Source organism: Nitrospira sp. NS4, assembly GCF_049546785.1.
Taxonomy (GTDB): Bacteria; Nitrospirota; Nitrospiria; order Nitrospirales; family Nitrospiraceae; genus Nitrospira_D.
Map to the genome: position 1 here is coordinate 703,500 of NZ_JBMWAN010000002.1, position 18,406 is coordinate 721,905.

Consider the following 18,406-nt stretch of genomic DNA (forward strand, 5'->3'; position numbering starts at 1 on the left):
CGTAAACAGGATGGCTGTATGAATGCCTTGCAGTTTCTCGTCGATCACGGCGCCTCCGTTCTCTTTTGGGTCGTGTTTGTCGAGCAAGTAGGCCTGCCGATACCCGCCATCCCTCTGCTGGTTGCGGCGGGCGCGCTGGTCGGAGCCGGCAAGATGAGCCTGGCAACGGCGCTGCTGATTCCTGTCGCTGCATCGCTGCCTCCCGATCTTGCCTGGTACTACTTGGGCCGTGTGAAGGGGGGAAAGGTGTTGGGGTTTCTTTGCCGCATGTCTCTCGAACCGGACTCATGTGTGAGGAGCACCGAGAACCTGTTCCTGCAACATGGCTCGCGCGCCCTGCTTATGGCGAAGTTCGTCCCAGGATTCAGTACTGTTGCGCCACCGCTGGCCGGGATCGTCGGCATGGGTGCCGTCTCGTTTCTCGTCTACGATACGGCCGGAGCCCTCGTCTGGGCAGGCCTCAGTGCCGGAGTCGGAGCGCTCTTCAGCAATCAGTTGGAACAGCTCGCTCAGCTCTTTGACCAGGCCGGCGGATTGCTTCTGGCCGTCGCCTCTGCCGGTCTTGCCGGATTTATCGGGTACAGGTTCTATCATCGACAGAAGTTCTTGCGAGACCTGCGGATGGCGAAGATCTCCGTGGAGGAACTCAAGCAGCGCATGGATGCCGGGCATCCCATCACGATTGTGGACGTTCGACATCCTTTCGCGTTGGAGCTGGATCCTGAGAGAATCCCCGGCGCGCTCCATTTCACGCTGGAGGAGATCGAGCATCGGCATCATGAGATTCCTCGCGACCGCGAGATTGTTCTCTATTGTTCCTGTCCGAACGAGGTTTCGAGCGCCCGGACTGCGTTTCTCCTTAAGAAGAAAGGCGTCCATCGGGTCCGCCCGCTCGAAGGCGGCCTTGACGCCTGGCGAGAGCGGAAGTTTCCGCTTGAGCGCCGTTCAGGTGTGGCAGGCCTATGACTGTACGGAGGCAGACGAGGGCCGGCAGGGCTGTTCTTGCCTGGCGTCTTACGCATGTACGCGAACAAAGCTGAGGAGTCGACCCTGAAAAAATGGCATTTCTTTCTCGGGCAACCGGAGACGCCACTCCGTGCGTGCATAGCCCTGGGAGGCCATGTGGGTGCTGAATTGGCCGCAACGGCTGCGGCCGGGGTCGGCCAGGAGAATTTGGCAGGACGGGTTGGCATGATCGGCGAGGAATCCCGCCAGTAATGAGGGATGATCCCGCTCATACAGGAGATCGCTGCCGATGATCAGGTCAAAGCGGCCGAGATCCAGATTCGGCTCGATCCACGCCGCTTTGAAAAAGTGGATCGGCGCGAGGCCGTTCAGGTCGGTATTGTGTCGCAGGAACTCTTCCGCCAGCGGATGGTGGTCGCTCGCAGTAATGTTCGCGCCGCGTTGTTGCAGTACGAGACTCGGAAGGCCGATGCCGCACCCGACTTCCAGGATGCTCTTGCCTTCGATCGGGAACCGGTACATCTCTTCTGCGAGCGCCAGCCCTGAAGGCCATACGACGCCGAAGATCGGCCAGGAGGCGGAGGAAATGCCGGCCCGTTCGGCGCAGCCGTCAGGGTCTGAGAATTGCCGGCGATCGAGAAGCGTTCGAATCTGATAGGGGATCGCTCCCATCCGATAGCCGGTGGTTTCGACCTCATAGCCTGGTTGGTGAAGAGCCATTCACGGTTCAGCATAGACTCTTCTGTATCGCAGAGCCATGCAATTCACGGTCTAACGTTGGGGCAGGAGTCATTGCACGCGGTCCTGGTATCCCCTTGATCCGTGCGGTATGATGAGCATCTATTTAAAAGGCGTGAAGAGTGGCAGAACGCCCGGATGAATCCTTTCGGTGGATTGCGCCTCTCACAGTCCATGCCTTACGTTTCATGAATTGAATGAAAGGGGGCGACCGGTTTCGACGGGGATACTGAAGTCATCGGTGCATGTCGAGCTCCTGGGGACTCGTTAAACCTCTAGGAAAATGCAACTGCCAATCAAGAACTGGCACTCGCAGCTTAATTAACTGCGACGTTCCTCCACCTGATGCCCGCGGGGGTGGTTGGAGCGCGATGCAGCGGGCTGGTCCAAGGCTGGTGCTCAGCGGCTGAGGACGAGAACTTTCTGGGCTAGCGGCCAGTCTAAGCCAGCCGATGGGCGTGGGTGGCCGCGAAATTAAAACGATCGGCTACACATGTAGATCCGGTGCGCTGACGATCTTCGGACAGGGGTTCAACTCCCCTCGCCTCCACCAAACCGCACTTCGTGCGACCCGGCGCCTCTTTTTCGAATTATCGTGATTGAAGGCGCCGGATAAAACCCTTCAGTGAGTCCCTCGCTCTGGCAACATTCGCTCGACCCGGAACCACTATGATGGCTCTGGGCGACGGGAGAAAACCATCCAGTCGTTCGTGCGTTGATGCCGCACCTGGTGCGGCCCGCTGGCCTTCCGATGGAGACCAGCGGATAAGTGCCACCAGTGTTCTTCATACACCCCTCTTGTTTGCCTCGCATGTTCAGTACAGATACCTTGCGAAGGGTGTCCCCAGAACCACGATGCTTCCGTGCTTCTTCCGGTCTCAAGAATCTTCGCTGATGTTTTGTCTGCGCTGGATTTGTTCCCGCCTATTTGGGTACTCTGACTGAGCGGCGTTTCCCGGATCGGTAGGAGTGCCTATGGTGTGGATCAGAGCGATAGGGGTCCTGGCATTAACGGGCTTGGTCTCGACCGGTTCAACCGGACCGGTGTCTGCACTGGCGAACGAGCCGGCGGCACAAAAGACCGATACGACTCCCGTGCCTCCTCCCGCAAAGACAGAGCCGGCTCCCGCTCAGGCCCCACAGCCTATAGTCCCGAAACCAAAAGCGGTCGAGGCGGAACCGAAGCCGGCCACGAAACCACAGCATCCCGCGAACAATGTTGGCGGAGCGAAACCGGTTCCCGCACCGCCTCTTCCTGCCGACATCACCGGCAAGGATGGCGCACCGATGGTCTTGGTGCCAGCGGGTGAGTTTACGATGGGGAGCGACAAGGGTGATGAAGACGAAGCCCCGATCCATCGTGTCTATCTGGATGCGTTCTATCTGGATAAGTTCGAAGTGACGAATGGGCGCTTTGCGAAATTTGTCGAGGCCGTTCAGAGTGAGCCTCCCTGGGGGTTTGCGGATAAGGACACGCCCCTTGTCCAGGCGGATCGGCCGGTGCGTTGGGTGAGCTGGATGGATGCGACGGGCTACTGCTTGTGGGCGGGCAAACGGTTACCGACGGAAGCGGAATGGGAGAAGGCGGCTCGTGGTACCGATGGAAGGACCTATCCCTGGGGCAATGACCCCCCCACTCCAGCCCATGCGGTGTTTGGGCTGAAGGAAGGCGGCGCTGAGACCGTCTCGCCGATCGGCAACCGCGATAAAGGAAAGAGCCCCTATGGCGTGCACGATCTGGCCGGGAATCTCTATGAATGGGTGATGGACTGGTACGACGAGGAGTTTTACACGAACTTCGCGAAAAATCCGGCGATCAACCCTCGCGGTCCGAGTGAAGGGACGGCGAAGGCGCAGCGCGGCGGATCGTACATCAACAACCCCTACCGGCTGCGGTCTTCGTTTCGTACCAAGGGAGATCCCACGGAACAGGACCCGAATGTCGGCTTCCGCTGTGCGCAGGATGTTCCCAAGCTTCCTTAGCCTGTCCGTATACAGCTACCTCGGCTCAGGCTTGCTCTGCCGCTGCGACTCCCTTCTTAAAGGTCGCGTACACATAGACGGGAATGCCAAGGTCCTTCAGCGTCGATTGGATCAGGGGTTGCACCTCATCCCACGTCAATCCTCCCACTCCCGTTGCCAGCCTCGGCAGAGCCAGGCTTGTGACTTGTTGTGCCTGTACTTCTTTCTTCAGGGCCTGGAGGACGTGATTGATATTAGGGATGGTCGCTTTCCCCGGCTTGCTCTGATGGCCGTCCGGCGCTTCCTGGGTAAACAGATTAATGATGACGGGCGACCCAGGTCCCTTCCAGCTCCACAAGGTTCCCGGTTTGGGATTGTAGGTTTGGCAATAGTGCCGGAAGTCTTTGTACATCCCGGGCCATTGTTCACGAAGCGATAACGCCAGGCCTTGCTTGAAATCGTCGTGGGGCGCGACCCCATGGGCAATCGCGGCCGCTTTGGATAAGAGCAAATCCCCTGTCACTTCTGTGATCATTGCGTACTCCTTATTGAGGTGATGAGTGTTCGCATATCAATAAGGCTTCTTCTCCGCGTGGTCAATCGGGGCTGAGAAAAAGTTCTCGCGGACCACCTGTGTCCGCATTAAGTTGGTCCTTTGGCGAAGTGCCGCCGTTTGCTGTTACGGGCGGATATGTTTCCTGATGAGGGATGAGGCCCGGCCGTTCTCGTAATTCGTGGGGTGCGTGGCCTTGTGATTCAGGTGTGTGCTTCCCTAAGTCTTACACAGCAGCTCCCCCTCCGGTTCTCTCCTTCTGTTCCATCTTTGAAGTGTTCGGCGTAAGGTAGTCATGCTCAGGACTTCTATAAGAACGAAAGAGGAAGGGGTACCATCACCATGACCCACTATCAGGTGAAGTCCGGAAGCAAATTGCTGTTGAAGGACTTTGATCCGGATGAGACCGGACACTACAAGAACACGGATCAGGAGAAAGACAAGGCCAAGGCGGAAACGGCTCAACTCATCGCGAGACTGGATGGATTACAGGAGCGCCTGTACGCCAATGCCACCAGGTCCTTGCTCATCGTGCTGCAGGGGATGGATACCAGCGGCAAAGACGGGACGATTCGACACGTGATGTCGGGTGTGAACCCGCAGGGATGCAAGGTTGTGGCCTTCAAGGTCCCGTCCCAGGAGGAATTGTCGCACGATTTTCTCTGGCGGGTCCATCGCGAGGCTCCGCCGAAGGGCTACATCGGTATTTTCAATCGGTCGCACTATGAAGATGTGCTCGTCACACGGGTGCATGGGTTGGTGTCCGAAAAGGTCACGAAACAGCGATTCAACCAGATTAAGGAATTCGAGGAGCTCTTGTATGAAAATGGGACGGGTATTCTGAAATTCTTCCTCCACATCTCAAAAGACGAACAGAAAAAGCGACTCGAAGCCCGCGTCGCCGATCCAGAAAAGCGCTGGAAGTGGGACTCCGGGGACTTGGAAGAACGGAAGTTCTGGGATGACTACATGAAGGCTTTTGAGGATGTCATTTCAGCCACGAGCACGAAGTGCGCGCCCTGGTATGTCGTGCCTGCCAATCGGAAGTGGTATCGCAACCTCGTCGTCGCGGATCAGGTCGTTGGAGCGCTGGACGGCATGAATCTCAAGACGCCGCCGGCGCCCGAAGGCGTCGACTTCTCCAAGCTCAAGATTGTCTAGAGGCAGCCGGGTCGGATGTGCCCATATCTATGTAGTGTTTTCTGGTCGTAGGGGAACCTGCCCATGACTGCATCTCCTGACGGCAATTACCCGGTGAAGGTCTGATCTTGTATGGCATCGCGTATGCCGAAACTATTTTATGAAAAAGTCTCTTCTTCCCATTGACAGGGTTTTCTAATGGGCGTAGGAGGAGAACTGCGGCCCATGATTTACCGAAGTGCGGGAGATCGGGCAGACCGCGCGGCTGCTATCCAGGTCTCCCGGTGATTTCATCAGAGAGGAGGGTGGGTATGAGCGACGCAACGCCACCTGGTCCGTCAGGCCTACCGATGCAAGGGTAGGCTTCTCGTCGGTTGTGCCAGCCGGTTCTCCACTGGCTGTGCCTCACGGCACCTGAAATCGACAGGATTCCAGCCAGACTTTTATGGAGTGCCGTTCACCGGCGCAAGGAACTCAATTCCCTGGGGTTGACCAAGTCTCCCCAGACGAGAAGTCTTCTGAACTTGCTTCGCGCAGGTCTCACGGGCCGCACACAAAAGCTAATCACTCGGCGTCCTAAGCGCCACTCACGGGCGACCTCCAACCACAGTGCAGGGTCGCCCGTGCTGTTTTTTGTGGAGGCTGAAAAAGCCCGCCAGTTTTTCTAAAGGCTGAGGTCGGGCTGAGAAAATAGAAGCCGATCATCGCTCAACCTCACCCTGCCTCGCTTGCTGCCGCCTTGTTTGGAGAACTTTTTGACGAGCCTCATCAGAGCTTACGAGTGTGGATCTTATGAGGGCTGCGCCAGAAGAAGTAGAGCGGGATGCCGCTGAGAATGGTTGCCGCGCCGTAGAGCGATTCTGCCGGTCGTTCGAGTACGCTGTAGATCACCAGGGCGCCGGCTCCTGTGACGAGCATTGCGGGTAACAAGGGATAGAGCGGCGCGCAGTAGGACTGGCCGTGCGGGGCGGATGTTCGGCGGAGGCGGAAAATGGTGGAGAGGGTCAAGGCCATGAAGAGCGAGAGGACGAGGCCGCTGTAAACCAGCAGTTGTTCGAAGGTGCCGCTCAGAATCAAGAGCGAAGCCCAGAGGCTTTGGAAGACGATCGCGCAGGCAGGCGCACCGGTTCTAGGATGGACCTGGGCAAGCCAGGGGCTGATCATGCCGTCACGGGCCATGGCCCAATAGACGCGGGGTCCCGCCCAGGTCATGGCGCTGACCGCTCCCGCGATAGAGAGACAGAGAATGGCGGCGACCAACCGCCCGCTCTGCGGCCCCCACAGGGCCGCGGCGGCTTTCTCCGCCACCGGCACAATCGGCTCCCGGGCCAGCTCTGTGATAGAGAGGGTTGACACATACACAACGTTCAGTAAGAGATAAACGACTCCGACGAATGCCGTTCCCCCGATCATGATCCTGGGCAAAGTCCTCTGAGGGTCGGCGATATCGCTGGCGATGTAGCCGGCGACGTTCCACCCGAGATAGCAGTAGGTCACGATCACCAGCGCGATGGCGGCTGCGCCAAGCGTCGGTTTCTGTACAGTGGGTTCGGTGAAGAGAGGGTGCCCCTGCCCGATCACTGCCGAGAGTCCGCCCAATATGAGTCCTCCGATCGCGAGGACTTTCGTAGTCGTGAGGAGCAACTGCAGGCGGCCGCCTGCTCCAACGCCTCGACAATGGATGAAGGTCGCGCTCCAGAGGAGCGTGAGCGAGAGGCCTTTCGCCACCAAGCCTTGTTCATCCTGGATCGGGACGATGCGGAGGGCATAGGAGGAGAAGCTGATGGCCGAGGCCGCCACAGCTGCGCCGAAGCCGATGGTAAACGAGGTCCAGCCGCTGAGGAAGGCCATGAGCGGTCCGTAGGCTTCTCGCAGGTACACGTAGTCCCCGCCGGCATGGGGCAGACGCGAGCCCAGCTCTCCATAGATCATCGCTCCGCCGACCGCGAACAGCGCTCCCATGAGCCACAGGAGGAGAATCAGCAGCGGATCGCCGAGATCGCGGGCCATGATGCCGGTGGTCGTGAAGATGCCGCCCCCGATGATGTTGCTGACCAGCACGCAGGAGGCGGTGAACCAGCCGATGCGAAGGTGTGGGGAGTTTTCACTGCGCAATGAAGTGGACGGCATGGTTGCGGCATGATGCGCGGAAATCGCCCACGAGGCAAGCCACAGATGTCTGCCTTTCTTTTCGCATGAGCCTCGCCTACCATAGGGGTCATGGCTGAGGGGAAGCCCAAAAAGACTCGATCGGCAGCAGGCACGAGAACAAGACGGAAGCCTGCCGGTGCCTCAACGGGACTCACTGCCACGGAGCTGCAGGCGGCCGCGCCTCCCGGTGAAGTGGCGGCGTTGCATCGGGCCATCGATGAGGACGGCGGCAAGGTCTTGTCCGTCTACCGCGAGCCTTACGGAGGGCGCTGGTTGGTACTTGCTGCGTTGCCCATCGAGCTGGTCGAGCCGACCCCCTATCAACGGAATCTTTCCGATACCCATGTGCGGAAGCTCGAAGCGGTTATCGGGAAAATCGGGCGGTTTCTGGACCCGATCATTGCGGTGCGGAACGCCAAACCGGACCACGCCGCGAAATACTGGACACCGAATGGCAACCATCGCTTGTCTGCGATGCGTACGCTCGGGGCGAAGAGCATCGTGGCGATCGTGGTGCCGGAAGCCAGCGCGGCCTATCAAATCCTCGCCCTCAATACGGAGAAGGCCCACAACCTGCGAGAGAAGGCGCTGGAAGTGATCCGCATGTACAAAGAACTCGCGCAGCTCGACGACGCGACGGAAGAGACCTACGCCTTGGAGTTCGAAGAACCGTCCTTCATCACCCTGGGTCTCTGTTACGAGGAACGGCCGCGGTTTAGCGGCGGGGCCTATCATCCGGTGCTCAAACGGGTGGAGGAATTTCTGACGAGCCCGATGCGCGCTGCCATCGATCTGCGCAGGGAACGGGCCGGAAATCTTTTGGCGCTCGATGATGTGATCGTGAGGCAGGTGGAAGCGTTGAAGGCCAAAGGGTTAACCAGCCCCTATCTCAAGAGTTTCGTTGTGGCTCGCGTGAATCCCGTTCGCTTTCGCCCCAAGGATGCTCCTCCCCTCTCGTTCGACGAGGCCCTCGCACGCATGACGAAGGCGGCGGAAAAGTTCAATCCCGACAAGGTGAAGATGGATGACCTGGCCAAATCAGGCGGGGCTCCGGAGGACGGCGACTAACTCTCCCCCGCCTTGTTTCTGCGCTCATGGCCCCTTTACAATACCTCGTCCCTCTCACCAAAGGAGGCCGCCATGGGTCTTGCCGATAATCAATGCGTGCCTTGCCGGGGTGGTGTGCCGCCTCTTCCTGCCGAGCGGGTCCAGACGCTGCTGAACGAACTCGGCCGGGGCTGGTCGCTGAATGCGGCGGGCCATCTTGAGCGGCTCTACACGTTCAAAGATTTTGCTCAGGCCCTTGCCTATGTCAATAACGTTGGTGCGATCGCCGAGGCCGAAGGCCATCATCCGGATCTCTACCTGGCTTGGGGAAAATGCAAGGTGGAGATCTGGACACACAAAATCAACGGGCTGACGGAGAGCGACTTCTACCTGGCGGCGAAAGCCGACCGGGAATTCGAGCCATTCCGATCCGCGGTCAGGTAATCACGGGCAATCTATGATGTCTCGAGGCAACAGATGAGCGATCAAGCCCGGGTGGCGCTCGTCAACATGCCGTTCAGCTATTCGAAGTACCCCTCGATTCAGCTCGGGACCCTGTCGGCTCTGCTCAAGTCTAAGGGCGTCCCCGTCGATTGCCATCACCTGAATGTCCGTTTTGCGCATAAGATCGGCGTGCCGCTGTATGAAATGATCTGCGAGAAGCGGGCGCTCTTCGGCGAGTGGCTCTTTTCTTATCTCCTGTTTCGAGACAATCCGAAACGCGCGGAATACCCGCGGGTCTTTAAGCCGGTCTTCGAGCAAGTGGCCCGGGAGAGCGGGCATCCGATCTCCTTCTTCGAGGAGATGGCGACGAGGACGGCTCCCCAGTTCCTCAGCTGGGCGATGACGGCGATTGACTGGGGCCAGTACAAACTGGTGGGCTTCACCTCGACGTTCGACCAGAATGTGGCGAGCCTCACGCTGGCGAAGCTGATCAAGGATCTCTATCCCCACGTCAAGATCGTGTTCGGGGGGGCGAATTACGACGGCGAGATGGGCAGGGAGTATTTCCGCGCGTTTCCCTTTATCGATTATGTCGTCGTGGGAGAGGGAGAAGAGGTGGTTCCCGCCCTCGTGCGCCATATCTTAGAAGGTGGTTCTGAAGCGGTTCAGAATGGAGTAATCTTCCGGGAACAGGATCAGATTCGATTTACACCGAATCCGGGACTGTTTGCGGACTTCGCGAAGACCGGTCCGCCGGACTATGACGACTACTACCATCTGCTGGCCGAACTTGGTGATGCGGCGCAGGGTCTGGATCGTATTCTCCTCTACGAAGGCTCGCGCGGATGCTGGTGGGGGGAGAAGCACCACTGCACGTTCTGCGGCTTGAATGCGCAGAGTATGAAATTCCGCGCGAAGTCGCCGGATCAGGCCGCCCGCGAGATGACGGCTCTTTCCAGCCGGTACGACACGACCCGGTTCAGGCTGGTCGACAACATCATTGACATGAAGTATGTCGAGAATCTGTTCGGGCAATTTGCCGCCGCGCACTGCGATCTCGACGTGTTCATTGAAACCAAGAGTAATCTCCAGAAGAGTCAGATCCGCACGCTGGCCGTGGGGGGCGTGAAGTGCATGCAGCCGGGGCTGGAAAGCCTCAGCCTGACTCAGCTCAAGGCGATGGACAAGGGCGTGACGCCCATGCAGAACATCGTCTGCCTCAAGTGGAGCTACTATTATCGGGTCGCGGTGTCCTGGAATATCCTGCTCGGCTTTCCCGGCGAAACGAACGAGGACTATCGGCGGCAGATCGATCTCCTTCCGTCCCTTTTCCATTTGCAGGCACCGGAGGCGACCGGAAAATTCTGGCTTCAGCGGTTCAGTCCCTACTTTACGAAACCACACGAATACGGTGTGCGGATCACAGGGCCGGGGATGGCCTATGAGTATGTGTATGACGCCGCGCGCGTCGATTTGCTGAAGATCGCATACGATTTCGAGTATGAGCTCGATGACTGGCCGGTGGACCCGCACCTCTATCAGGAACTAGTCGGTCTGGTGGAGGAATGGCAGCGACGGGCGCGCGGCAGCGACCGGCCGTTCTTGTATTATTCCAAGGCGATGGACTACGTCACGGTCTATGACGGGCGGGATCCTCAGGCGCCGACCAGGCAACGGTTTGACTGGCCTGCTGCGGGTATCATCGAGGCCTGCAATGAGGCTCCGAAGAGCCGGGATCAGATTCGTGCGGCGTTGAAAGATGCGAAGAGTGACGGGGTGCTGTCAGATGACGAACTGAACGAGGCCCTGGGCATCTTGACGGGCCGTCGCATCCTCTATGAAGAGCGGGGCAAGTACTTCACGCTCGCGATTCCGGAAAACCAGTATCTCTGAATCACGTCCGTCTGCTCTCAGTCGCGCCGCTCTGCCTTACATCGACAGCTTCTCGGCCACATTGCGCATCTGCACGCCATGGACGAGTGATGCGCCGCCCCGAATGGCGCAGGCCACGTGCACCGCTTCCGTCATCTCCTCAACATTCGACCCTTTCTCCAGCGAGGCTTGCGTGTAGGCATCGATGCAATAGGGACATTGCACGGCATGCGCCACGGCGAGGGCGATCAAGGCCTTCTCCCGCTCCGTGAGGGCTCCCTCGGCGAATACCGCGCTGTAGTAGCTCATGAACTTGTCCCAGAGTTCCTTATTGCCCTTGCCCATCTCGGCGAATTTCCCCAGATCGTGTGCGTGATAATACGAGTCCATCGTTCAGCTCCTTTGGCTGTGGATGAGGAATCAACGAAGCGGAAAGGAATACGGACGTGAACGTGCAGGGTCAGGCATGACCGGGAGGATCAGGCTCAACATGTGAGAGGACTTCAGAGAAACGGCTGCCCACAATATCCGTCACCTTGGCCATCAAATCGGTGACTTCTTTCCATTCGGCCGGCAGCAAGTCCTGCTTGAGTTGCGGATGAATGGCCCACTGGGCATCGACCTGCGTCCCAGTGCGACTGACGAGGACGCGGAGGAGTTCGACATCCCAGGTGGTGGATTCTGCCGGACTTTCACCCGACGGATTGTTGTTCGATGGCCATGAGGGAGGTGTTGATGTCGCCATATTCAGGTACTCCACATTGATCGTCAGCAATTTTATCCTACGGAGAGTCCGGCTGTATACGGGGTTGAATTAGCAGGTGCGCGAAAGGCCCGATGGTCTGAGGAACTGATGGTTCTATGCGCCGGGTGGCGTGGCGTCAAGGGATTCCTGAATGACGGTGAGCATGGCTTCATGGATGAGCCCGTTGCTGGCCACAAGTTCTTGGCCATACAAGGAGTGGGCTTCTCCACGAAAGTTTGTGACCTCTCCTCCTGCCTCTCTCAAAATGACCGTTCCTGCCGCCATATCCCACGGGTTCAGCCGCACTTCCCAAAACCCGTCGAATCGTCCTGCTGCGACATAACACAGGTCCAGCGCAGCGGATCCTGTTCGACGGATGCCTTGTGCGCGGAGCGCAAAGCGGACGAAATGATCAAGGTTGTTCTGTTTGGTCTCCCGGATATCGTACGCGAAACCGGTGACCAGCAGCGACTGGTCGAGAATAGCCGTCTCTGATACATGGATCGGATGGCCGTTCATATGCGCGCCGCCGCCATGCGTTGCGCTGAAGAGTTCATCGCGCGTCGGGTCATAGATCACCCCCAGGACACTCTGTCTCTGGTATTCCAATCCTATGGAAACACAATAGGCAGGGAATCCGTGAGCGAAATTGGTGGTGCCGTCGAGCGGGTCGATGATCCAAACGTACGGGGAGGAGCCGTAATCGAGACGGCCGCGTTCCTCGGCAAGAAAGTTATGCGACGGATACCGTGAGCGGATGGAATCAATCACGGATTGTTCCGCGGCGTGGTCTGCTTCTGTTACCAGATTGATGGGATTCTTGTACTCGACGCGAAAGCCTGACAGGGCATAGCGCGTCAAAATGGATCCAGCCTGTCTCGCCGCCGTCATGGCGGTTTCAAGCAGTTCTGTAAAGTCTGATTGATAGGGAGGACAACCCATGGGAGTAGTGGCAGACTACCATAGACCGATGATCCCAACGCAAGCATGAGCCGAAAATCAGGCGCGTAGGTTTGGAGTGGCTGAATGAGTGGAGAGTTGGCTACGTGATCAAAGCACTAGATTGGAAGGCATTGATAATACAGGGTGTGAGTAAATGATGAGTCATTGATCAAGCCTTGTGATGCTATTTTGTGCAATGCTTCCTTCTATGCATTGAGCAATGGCAATAGACGGCCGTGTTATTGTAAAATACATGCTTGACAGTGTTTAGAAGCAATGCTATAAAGCAAGCATGCTTCGTAAGAGGATATAGTGGAAGAGTTAACAGACATACTTGTAGGGCTGGAGCAGAGAATTCATGCCTACAAGAATCGATTTCAGGAACTAGAGAAAAAGAAGCGTCGTCTGGATGACGAAATTGCGACGATCAAGAAGTATCTTGAGCTTGCAGAAACTCTCTACCGCGTCGAGGCCGACAAAGCCAAGCTTGCCAGCCTTTCCAGCCAAATCATCACCGACGACAACAAAGGTGTTCGTGCGTTGCCTGTGATGGACGTGACGGATCAGTCGCGGGAAATTCTGTTGGGCCGAAGCAAGTATGTGGGAAAGAGCGTCCCGGAAGCGGCGTACGAAATTCTTCGCGAATCGAACCGAGCCATGCATGCGAAGGAGTTGGTTCAGCGCTTAGTCGAAGGCGGGCTTCAGATCAAGGGGAAGACGCCGTTGACGTCGGTGGCCACGTCGCTCAAGCGGGACAAGCGCTTCAGGAAAGTGGGCCCCAATACGTTTGAAGCTTTGGAAGATGTGTTGATACAAGCAGTGTAGCAGTCAATCTAGGACCATCTCTTAACTAGGAAGGGGGGTGAGACTCTTGGCAACGAAGAAAGCAGCAAAGAAGCCGGCGAAGAAGGCCGCAAAGAAGAAGTAACCCGCCTCGCATTACACGCCGAGGGTGAGGCCACTCACTCTCGGCGTTAATTTTCTCATCACCCCCGCGACAGAAACAGCGATCCCCTGCCAAGAGAACGCGCATCGTCCGTTAAAGAGGATGGGCGGAAAACGTACTAGGAAGCTTGAAGAGCGACTGCCGGCAGGTGACGGCTCAGGGGTAGCACTGGACGGGACTCTGACTGAGCCGGTTCCGTGTTGAGGAGCACCCATTTTTCCGGTTGAGCGAGGATCTGCTTCACCAGACGGTTGTGAAGGGCATGACCGGATCGTTCAGCGCTCAGGTGGCCGATAAAAGGCATGCCGAGGAGCGAGAAATCGCCAATGAGATCGAGGATCTTGTGGCGGACAAACTCGTTGGGAAATCTCAGCCCTGATTCGTTGACGACGCCGTCTTCAGATAGCACAACGGTGTTTTCCAGGGTTCCGCCTTGGCCAAGGCCCCGGGCCCAGAGAGCTTGCACTTCATGGAGAAATCCAAATGTGCGCGCCTGGGCAATGTGCTGCTCGAAGTTGTCGGGAGAGCATTCGTGCATATAGGTCTGCGTCTTGATCGAAGGGTGATCGTAGTGGATCGTATAGGTAATGCGAGGGGTTGCAGATGGTTCGATGCGAACCCACTTGGAGCCCTCGGATACCTCAATGGGAGCCATAATCTTCAGATAGGGCTGCCGACGATTCTGTGAGATGCGGCCCACCGATTGGATGAGTCGGACGAACGGGGCGGCGCTTCCGTCCATGACGGGGACTTCCCCGGCGGTCACATCAATATAGACATTATCGATTTCAAGTCCTGCAAGGGCTGAAAGGACATGCTCGATCGTTTTGACCTGAAACCCGTTGCCATGAATGGCCGTGCAGAGTTCAGTGGGGACCAAATTTTCAATAGATGCCGCAAGCGAACCGTTGGCTTTTCCAGTACGATTCACGAAGACCACCCCGGTGTTCGGGGGGGCGGGACGAAGCGTCATGGTCGCAGGCTGGCCTGAGTGAAGCCCGACGCCTGTGCAGGTAACCGGTGCGGCAAGAGTCTGTTGGTTTCTCACGTTTCCTCCAATGGCTAACGACAGACACCGCCAACATACAGCAATATGCGTGCCGACGCATAAGTTTAGTAAGCATTTGAAAGTTATGCTAAAAGTGACAATGTGATAAATGCAGCGCTGTTGTAAAAAAAATACAACTGTGCGTTTTCATTGAGCGCCGTGTTCGGGTAGGAAGAATCTATGTGAAAGGATGCGGTTAGGGGCGAGGATCCAATTCAATAAGGCCTTTCCGAATAGCCAAGATTGCCGCTTGCGTCCGGTCATACACTTGCAGCTTATGGAAAATATTCCGCACATGGTTTTTGACGGTCTTTTCGCTCAGGTCGAGGCTGTTGGCGATTTCCTTGTTGGTTTTGCCGTCGGCGACTAGGCGAAGCACGGTGATTTCTCGCTCAGTCAAATCGTGTTCGACCCACGCCGGTTTCTTGCCCTTTTTCTGGGCCATGAGAGAAAACTCTGCCAGGATCTTGCTGGCCACTGATGGATGGATGAGCGACTCGCCGCGGTAGATGGCGCGAATCGCCGCCACGATTTGCGATGACTCGGAGTCTTTCAACAGATACCCGGTGGCTCCGGCGCGGACAAGATCGAAAATGTATTGCTGTTCCTCGTACATCGTCAGTGCGACGATGCCGATGTGGGGGAACTCGCGCTTGATTTGCCTCGTGGCCTCGACGCCCCCCATGCGTGGCATGCTGACGTCCATCAAAATCACGTCGGGCTCCAGGGCCCGCGCCTTTTCGACCGCTTCTATCCCGTCCTGAGCCTCGCCCACGATCTGGAGATCTTCTTTCGTCTTGAGAATGGCGGCCAATCCTTCGCGCACGACCCGATGATCGTCGGCGATCAAGACTTTAATCTTTTCCATGGTCGACAGCCTCCTTATTCACGAGGGGTACTTCAACGATGATGGTGGTGCCTCGCCCTTTTTTCGACTGGATGTGACCCTCTCCTCCGACGAGCCGGGCCCGCTCGATGATCCCGCGAATGCCGAAGTGATCCCATTTGTCGGGATCGCGAAGGACGGCGTCCATGTCGAAGCCGATCCCATTGTCTGAAATCGTGACCCGCAACATTTCGAGATCGATTTCCAGCTGAATGGAGACGCGGTCGGCCTTGGCGTGTTTCTGGACGTTGCTCAATGCTTCCTGGATGATCCGGAACAGGAAAATCTTGGTGCGGGGGAACAGGATCTGCTCATCCCCCGTGACGGAAAACCGCGCTTGAATATGGGACTGTGTTTCGTAGGATCTGAGGTAGTTGGTGAGCGCGGGAATCAGCTCCATCTTATCGTAGTGGAGCGGCCGCAGATTAAAGATGACCTGCCGGGCTTCTTGAATGGCGAGTTTCAGCTGCGCCTTGCTCTCCTTGATCGTCGCCAGGCTGGCGGCCGGGTCCTTCCGAACGAGCTGCTGACAGAGGTCGAGCTTGAAATTCACGCCGGCGAGGCTCTGCACCAGTCCGTCATGGATCTCGCAGGCGATTCTGGTCCGTTCCTCGGTGACCGCCGCTCCGGTTTCCTTCACATAGAGCCGGTAGAGAGACTGGTACTTATTGAGGGTCTTTTCAATCTCCGCCGTCGCCCGGATGCGCGCCTCAATCAGTTCCCACATGAATTTGGCGCTGGCGCCGCCGATAATGGTGACACCCATGCGGTGAAAATCCTGCAAGAACTGCCATACATCGGCATCCCCCGACACGTCGATGACGAGGTCGACCTGCTCCATTGCCAGGAGCTTCCGATAGTCGCGCGTGACGGGAATGCGGAGGCGCTTGGCGAGGGTGATGCCGGGAGCTTTCGTGTTGACCTCTGCGACGCCCACGATCTGCACCAGGGGGTCGTTGGCAAAGATCTCCATGAGCGCGGTTCCGCCGCGTCCGGCTCCGATGATGGCCACGGTGGTGGCGCCGACCTTGGGCGGTTTGTTTCGGGCTCGAGGGGAAGGTAATTTGGTGCTCGCCATGAATGTCTGACCCGTGTTCAGATGACCGCGCGTGACCGATGGAGACGCTCCTGGACCGGAGGAGAGAAAGGACGCAGGGCAAGAGCGGGGCAGCGGGCCAAGGGGTTTTCTGGGTTACCGCTCCCGGCGTTGCTGGGCCAGAGATTTCAGCTCGTCCATGAACTGGTCGATATCCTTGAACTCCCGGTACACGGAGGCAAACCGGACATACGCGACCTGGTCCAGTTGATGGAGCTCTTTCATCACTTCTTCGCCGACGATCCGACTCTCGATTTCGCTTTCGCCCATCTCTTGAATGCGTTTCTCGATCCGATCCGTGACCGCTTCAATGGTGGCGGTGCTGATCGGCCGTTTCTCGCAGGCCTTCTTCAGACCCGAGAGAATTTTGGTCCGGTCGAACGACTCGCGCCGCCCATCCTTCTTCACGACCACGGGAAGAATTTCCTCCACGCGTTCGTACGTCGTATAGCGTCGCTTACAGCCGAGACACTCGCGGCGACGGCGGATGACCTCGCCTTCTTTCGCCATGCGCGAGTCCACCACCTTATCCTCGAGTTCGTCACAGAACGGACATTTCACAGGTGGCGACCCTGCCCTAACAAATGTGGGCTAGTAGGAGTGGAAGATAGGGAAGCGGCCGCAGAGTGCCTTGGCTTGCGCACGGACCTCTTCCAGCACGGCTGCGTTCTGCCGGTTCTGCAACACGCGATCGATCAGCTCCACGATTTCCTTCATCTCGGCTTCGCCCATCCCGCGAGTCGAGACGATGGGAGTGCCGAGCCTGATGCCGCTGGCCACGGCCGGGGGCTTTTCATCATAGGGGACGGCATTTTTATTGACGATGATGCCCGCAGCGTCCAACGCCGCATCGGCCTCTTTCCCGGTAATGCCCTTGTTGGTGAGGTTGACCAGGAAGAGATGGGTGTCGGTGCCTCCGGAGACGATCTTGTACCCGCGGTCGAGCAGGCCCTGGGCGAGCACGCGGGCATTCGCGATCACCTGTTGCTGGTATTTTTTGAAGGACGGCGACAAGGCCTCCTTGAGCGCCACGGCTTTGGCCGCGATGACGTGCATCAAGGGTCCGCCCTGAAGGCCCGGGAAAATGATCTTATCGACGGCCTTGGCATGCTCGGCTTTGCACATCACGATGCCGGCGCGGGGACCGCGGAGGGTCTTGTGCGTGGTTGTCGTGACGAAATCAGCAAAGGGGACCGGGCTGGGATGGAGTCCCGCTGCGATCAGGCCGGCGATATGCGCGATATCCACCATGAGATAGGCGCCGACGGACTTGGCGATCTGTTGAAAGCGGGGAAAGTCGAGCACGCGCGCGTAGGCGCTGGCTCCGACGACGAGCATCCGGGGGCGGCATTCCTCCGCGATTTTCTGCACCGCATCATAGTCGATCGTCTCGGTCTGGCGGTCCACTCCGTAGGAGAAGGCCTTGAAGATCATGCCCGAGAAACTGACCTTGCTGCCGTGTGTCAGGTGGCCGCCTTGGGCGAGGTCCATTCCGAGAATGGTGTCGCCCGGCTTGAGAACGGACAGGTAGGCTGCCATGTTCGCGGATGAGCCGGAGTGCGGCTGAACATTGACGTGGTCCGCACCGAAGAGTTCTTTGGCCCGTTGGATGGCAAGATTTTCGACCGTGTCGACGTGCTGGCATCCGCCGTAGTAGCGTTTGCCGGGGTACCCCTCCGCATACTTGTTCGTCATGATGCTGCCCTGGGCAGCCAAGACGGCGGGGCTGGCAAAGTTCTCCGACGCGATCAGCAGTAACTTGTCGTGCTGGCGTGTCTCCTCTGCTTCAATGGCAGCATAGACATCCGGATCCGTCGCCTTGAGCGCATCCAACGACCCTATCGCGTCCCGCATCGATCCTCCAAGCGTC

The 18,406-nt window shown here is 57.8% G+C and carries 18 protein-coding genes and 1 other RNA gene; 8 read left to right on the forward strand and 11 right to left on the reverse strand.

Annotated features, from left to right (window positions below; genetic code table 11):
- The first annotated feature begins 18 nt into the window (after positions 1-18).
- Positions 19-966 carry a rhodanese-like domain-containing protein gene (locus ACO9S2_RS07955; RefSeq protein ID WP_423721431.1) on the forward strand — a complete coding sequence of 316 codons (948 nt, stop codon included), beginning with the start codon at positions 19-21 and terminating at the stop codon, positions 964-966.
- Between the two features lie 48 nt (positions 967-1,014).
- On the opposite strand, the gene ACO9S2_RS07960 is transcribed toward ACO9S2_RS07955, so the two are convergent.
- A complete protein-coding gene (locus ACO9S2_RS07960) occupies positions 1,015-1,686 on the reverse strand; it encodes a class I SAM-dependent methyltransferase (RefSeq protein WP_423721432.1) in 672 nt (223 codons plus the stop codon).
- 221 nt (positions 1,687-1,907) lie between these two features.
- Between ACO9S2_RS07960 and ssrA the strand changes: the two genes are divergently transcribed.
- Positions 1,908-2,257: a transfer-messenger RNA gene (gene ssrA / locus ACO9S2_RS07965) on the forward strand.
- A gap of 422 nt (positions 2,258-2,679) precedes the next feature.
- Positions 2,680-3,687, forward strand: a complete 1,008-nt coding sequence (locus tag ACO9S2_RS07970; RefSeq protein ID WP_423721433.1) for an SUMF1/EgtB/PvdO family nonheme iron enzyme — start codon at positions 2,680-2,682, stop codon at positions 3,685-3,687.
- A gap of 25 nt (positions 3,688-3,712) precedes the next feature.
- On the opposite strand, the gene ACO9S2_RS07975 is transcribed toward ACO9S2_RS07970, so the two are convergent.
- Positions 3,713-4,201, reverse strand: a complete 489-nt coding sequence (locus ACO9S2_RS07975; protein WP_423721434.1) for a macro domain-containing protein — start codon at positions 4,199-4,201, stop codon at positions 3,713-3,715.
- A 360-nt stretch (positions 4,202-4,561) separates the two neighbouring features.
- On the opposite strand from ACO9S2_RS07975, the gene ACO9S2_RS07980 reads away from it, so the two are divergent.
- Positions 4,562-5,380 carry a polyphosphate kinase 2 family protein gene (locus tag ACO9S2_RS07980; RefSeq protein WP_423721435.1) on the forward strand — a complete coding sequence of 273 codons (819 nt, stop codon included), beginning with the start codon at positions 4,562-4,564 and terminating at the stop codon, positions 5,378-5,380.
- 747 nt (positions 5,381-6,127) lie between these two features.
- Here ACO9S2_RS07980 and ACO9S2_RS07985 read toward each other — a convergent pair.
- The gene (locus tag ACO9S2_RS07985; RefSeq protein ID WP_423721436.1) at positions 6,128-7,489 is read right to left on the reverse strand and encodes an APC family permease; all 1,362 of its coding nucleotides are present in this window, start codon (positions 7,487-7,489) and stop codon (positions 6,128-6,130) included.
- A 90-nt stretch (positions 7,490-7,579) separates the two neighbouring features.
- On the opposite strand from ACO9S2_RS07985, the gene ACO9S2_RS07990 reads away from it, so the two are divergent.
- From ACO9S2_RS07990 to ACO9S2_RS08000, 3 genes are all read left to right on the forward strand, one after another.
- Positions 7,580-8,578 (forward strand): ParB N-terminal domain-containing protein, encoded by a 999-nt coding sequence (locus ACO9S2_RS07990; protein ID WP_423721437.1) that lies wholly within the window; start codon positions 7,580-7,582, stop codon positions 8,576-8,578.
- A gap of 72 nt (positions 8,579-8,650) precedes the next feature.
- Positions 8,651-9,001, forward strand: coding sequence for a 4a-hydroxytetrahydrobiopterin dehydratase (locus tag ACO9S2_RS07995; RefSeq protein WP_423721439.1), 351 nt, complete (start codon positions 8,651-8,653; stop codon positions 8,999-9,001).
- Positions 9,002-9,034: 33 nt separating this feature from the next.
- On the forward strand, positions 9,035-10,894 hold the full coding sequence (locus ACO9S2_RS08000; RefSeq protein WP_423721440.1) for a RiPP maturation radical SAM C-methyltransferase: 1,860 nt from the start codon (positions 9,035-9,037) through the stop codon (positions 10,892-10,894).
- A gap of 36 nt (positions 10,895-10,930) precedes the next feature.
- On the opposite strand, the gene ACO9S2_RS08005 is transcribed toward ACO9S2_RS08000, so the two are convergent.
- The 3 genes from ACO9S2_RS08005 to ACO9S2_RS08015 form a co-directional block, all read right to left on the reverse strand.
- Entirely contained in the window at positions 10,931-11,263 is a 333-nt protein-coding gene (locus ACO9S2_RS08005; RefSeq protein WP_423721441.1) for an arsenosugar biosynthesis-associated peroxidase-like protein, read from the reverse strand.
- A gap of 70 nt (positions 11,264-11,333) precedes the next feature.
- Positions 11,334-11,618 carry a hypothetical protein gene (locus tag ACO9S2_RS08010; RefSeq protein WP_423721442.1) on the reverse strand — a complete coding sequence of 95 codons (285 nt, stop codon included), beginning with the start codon at positions 11,616-11,618 and terminating at the stop codon, positions 11,334-11,336.
- A 114-nt stretch (positions 11,619-11,732) separates the two neighbouring features.
- Positions 11,733-12,560 (reverse strand): inositol monophosphatase family protein, encoded by an 828-nt coding sequence (locus tag ACO9S2_RS08015; RefSeq protein ID WP_423721443.1) that lies wholly within the window; start codon positions 12,558-12,560, stop codon positions 11,733-11,735.
- Positions 12,561-12,872: 312 nt separating this feature from the next.
- On the opposite strand from ACO9S2_RS08015, the gene ACO9S2_RS08020 reads away from it, so the two are divergent.
- The gene (locus ACO9S2_RS08020; protein ID WP_423721444.1) at positions 12,873-13,385 is read left to right on the forward strand and encodes a winged helix-turn-helix domain-containing protein; all 513 of its coding nucleotides are present in this window, start codon (positions 12,873-12,875) and stop codon (positions 13,383-13,385) included.
- A 239-nt stretch (positions 13,386-13,624) separates the two neighbouring features.
- Here the strand turns inward: ACO9S2_RS08020 and lpxC are convergent, their stop codons facing one another.
- From lpxC to glyA, 5 genes are all read right to left on the reverse strand, one after another.
- Positions 13,625-14,554: a UDP-3-O-acyl-N-acetylglucosamine deacetylase gene (gene lpxC / locus ACO9S2_RS08025; RefSeq protein ID WP_423721445.1), complete on the reverse strand. Its 930-nt coding sequence runs from the start codon at positions 14,552-14,554 to the stop codon at positions 13,625-13,627.
- A 196-nt stretch (positions 14,555-14,750) separates the two neighbouring features.
- Positions 14,751-15,422: a response regulator gene (locus ACO9S2_RS08030; RefSeq protein WP_423721446.1), complete on the reverse strand. Its 672-nt coding sequence runs from the start codon at positions 15,420-15,422 to the stop codon at positions 14,751-14,753.
- Positions 15,409-16,518 carry a histidine kinase gene (locus ACO9S2_RS08035; protein WP_423721447.1) on the reverse strand — a complete coding sequence of 370 codons (1,110 nt, stop codon included), beginning with the start codon at positions 16,516-16,518 and terminating at the stop codon, positions 15,409-15,411. The genes ACO9S2_RS08030 and ACO9S2_RS08035 overlap by 14 nt, the downstream gene beginning before the upstream one ends.
- A 114-nt stretch (positions 16,519-16,632) precedes the next feature.
- Positions 16,633-17,097, reverse strand: a complete 465-nt coding sequence (gene nrdR, locus ACO9S2_RS08040; protein ID WP_423721448.1) for a transcriptional regulator NrdR — start codon at positions 17,095-17,097, stop codon at positions 16,633-16,635.
- 30 nt (positions 17,098-17,127) lie between these two features.
- Positions 17,128-18,369 carry a serine hydroxymethyltransferase gene (glyA, locus tag ACO9S2_RS08045; RefSeq protein WP_423721581.1) on the reverse strand — a complete coding sequence of 414 codons (1,242 nt, stop codon included), beginning with the start codon at positions 18,367-18,369 and terminating at the stop codon, positions 17,128-17,130.
- Positions 18,370-18,406: the final 37 nt, after the last annotated feature.

What these genes read in the sequence shown, in the direction of transcription:
- ACO9S2_RS08005 (WP_423721441.1), bottom strand. Translation starts at nt 11,263, where the DNA reads ATGGACTCGTATTATCACGCACACGATCTGGGGAAATTCGCCGAGATG.
- ACO9S2_RS08030 (WP_423721446.1), bottom strand. Translation starts at nt 15,422, where the DNA reads ATGGAAAAGATTAAAGTCTTGATCGCCGACGATCATCGGGTCGTGCGC.
- ACO9S2_RS07975 (WP_423721434.1), bottom strand. Translation starts at nt 4,201, where the DNA reads ATGATCACAGAAGTGACAGGGGATTTGCTCTTATCCAAAGCGGCCGCG.
- ACO9S2_RS08015 (WP_423721443.1), bottom strand. Translation starts at nt 12,560, where the DNA reads ATGGGTTGTCCTCCCTATCAATCAGACTTTACAGAACTGCTTGAAACC.
- ACO9S2_RS07955 (WP_423721431.1), top strand. Translation starts at nt 19, where the DNA reads ATGAATGCCTTGCAGTTTCTCGTCGATCACGGCGCCTCCGTTCTCTTT.
- ACO9S2_RS08000 (WP_423721440.1), top strand. Translation starts at nt 9,035, where the DNA reads ATGAGCGATCAAGCCCGGGTGGCGCTCGTCAACATGCCGTTCAGCTAT.
- ACO9S2_RS08035 (WP_423721447.1), bottom strand. Translation starts at nt 16,518, where the DNA reads ATGGCGAGCACCAAATTACCTTCCCCTCGAGCCCGAAACAAACCGCCC.
- ACO9S2_RS07995 (WP_423721439.1), top strand. Translation starts at nt 8,651, where the DNA reads ATGGGTCTTGCCGATAATCAATGCGTGCCTTGCCGGGGTGGTGTGCCG.
- ACO9S2_RS07985 (WP_423721436.1), bottom strand. Translation starts at nt 7,489, where the DNA reads ATGCCGTCCACTTCATTGCGCAGTGAAAACTCCCCACACCTTCGCATC.
- ACO9S2_RS07990 (WP_423721437.1), top strand. Translation starts at nt 7,580, where the DNA reads ATGGCTGAGGGGAAGCCCAAAAAGACTCGATCGGCAGCAGGCACGAGA.
- ACO9S2_RS07980 (WP_423721435.1), top strand. Translation starts at nt 4,562, where the DNA reads ATGACCCACTATCAGGTGAAGTCCGGAAGCAAATTGCTGTTGAAGGAC.
- ACO9S2_RS08010 (WP_423721442.1), bottom strand. Translation starts at nt 11,618, where the DNA reads ATGGCGACATCAACACCTCCCTCATGGCCATCGAACAACAATCCGTCG.
- ACO9S2_RS07970 (WP_423721433.1), top strand. Translation starts at nt 2,680, where the DNA reads ATGGTGTGGATCAGAGCGATAGGGGTCCTGGCATTAACGGGCTTGGTC.
- ACO9S2_RS07960 (WP_423721432.1), bottom strand. Translation starts at nt 1,686, where the DNA reads ATGGCTCTTCACCAACCAGGCTATGAGGTCGAAACCACCGGCTATCGG.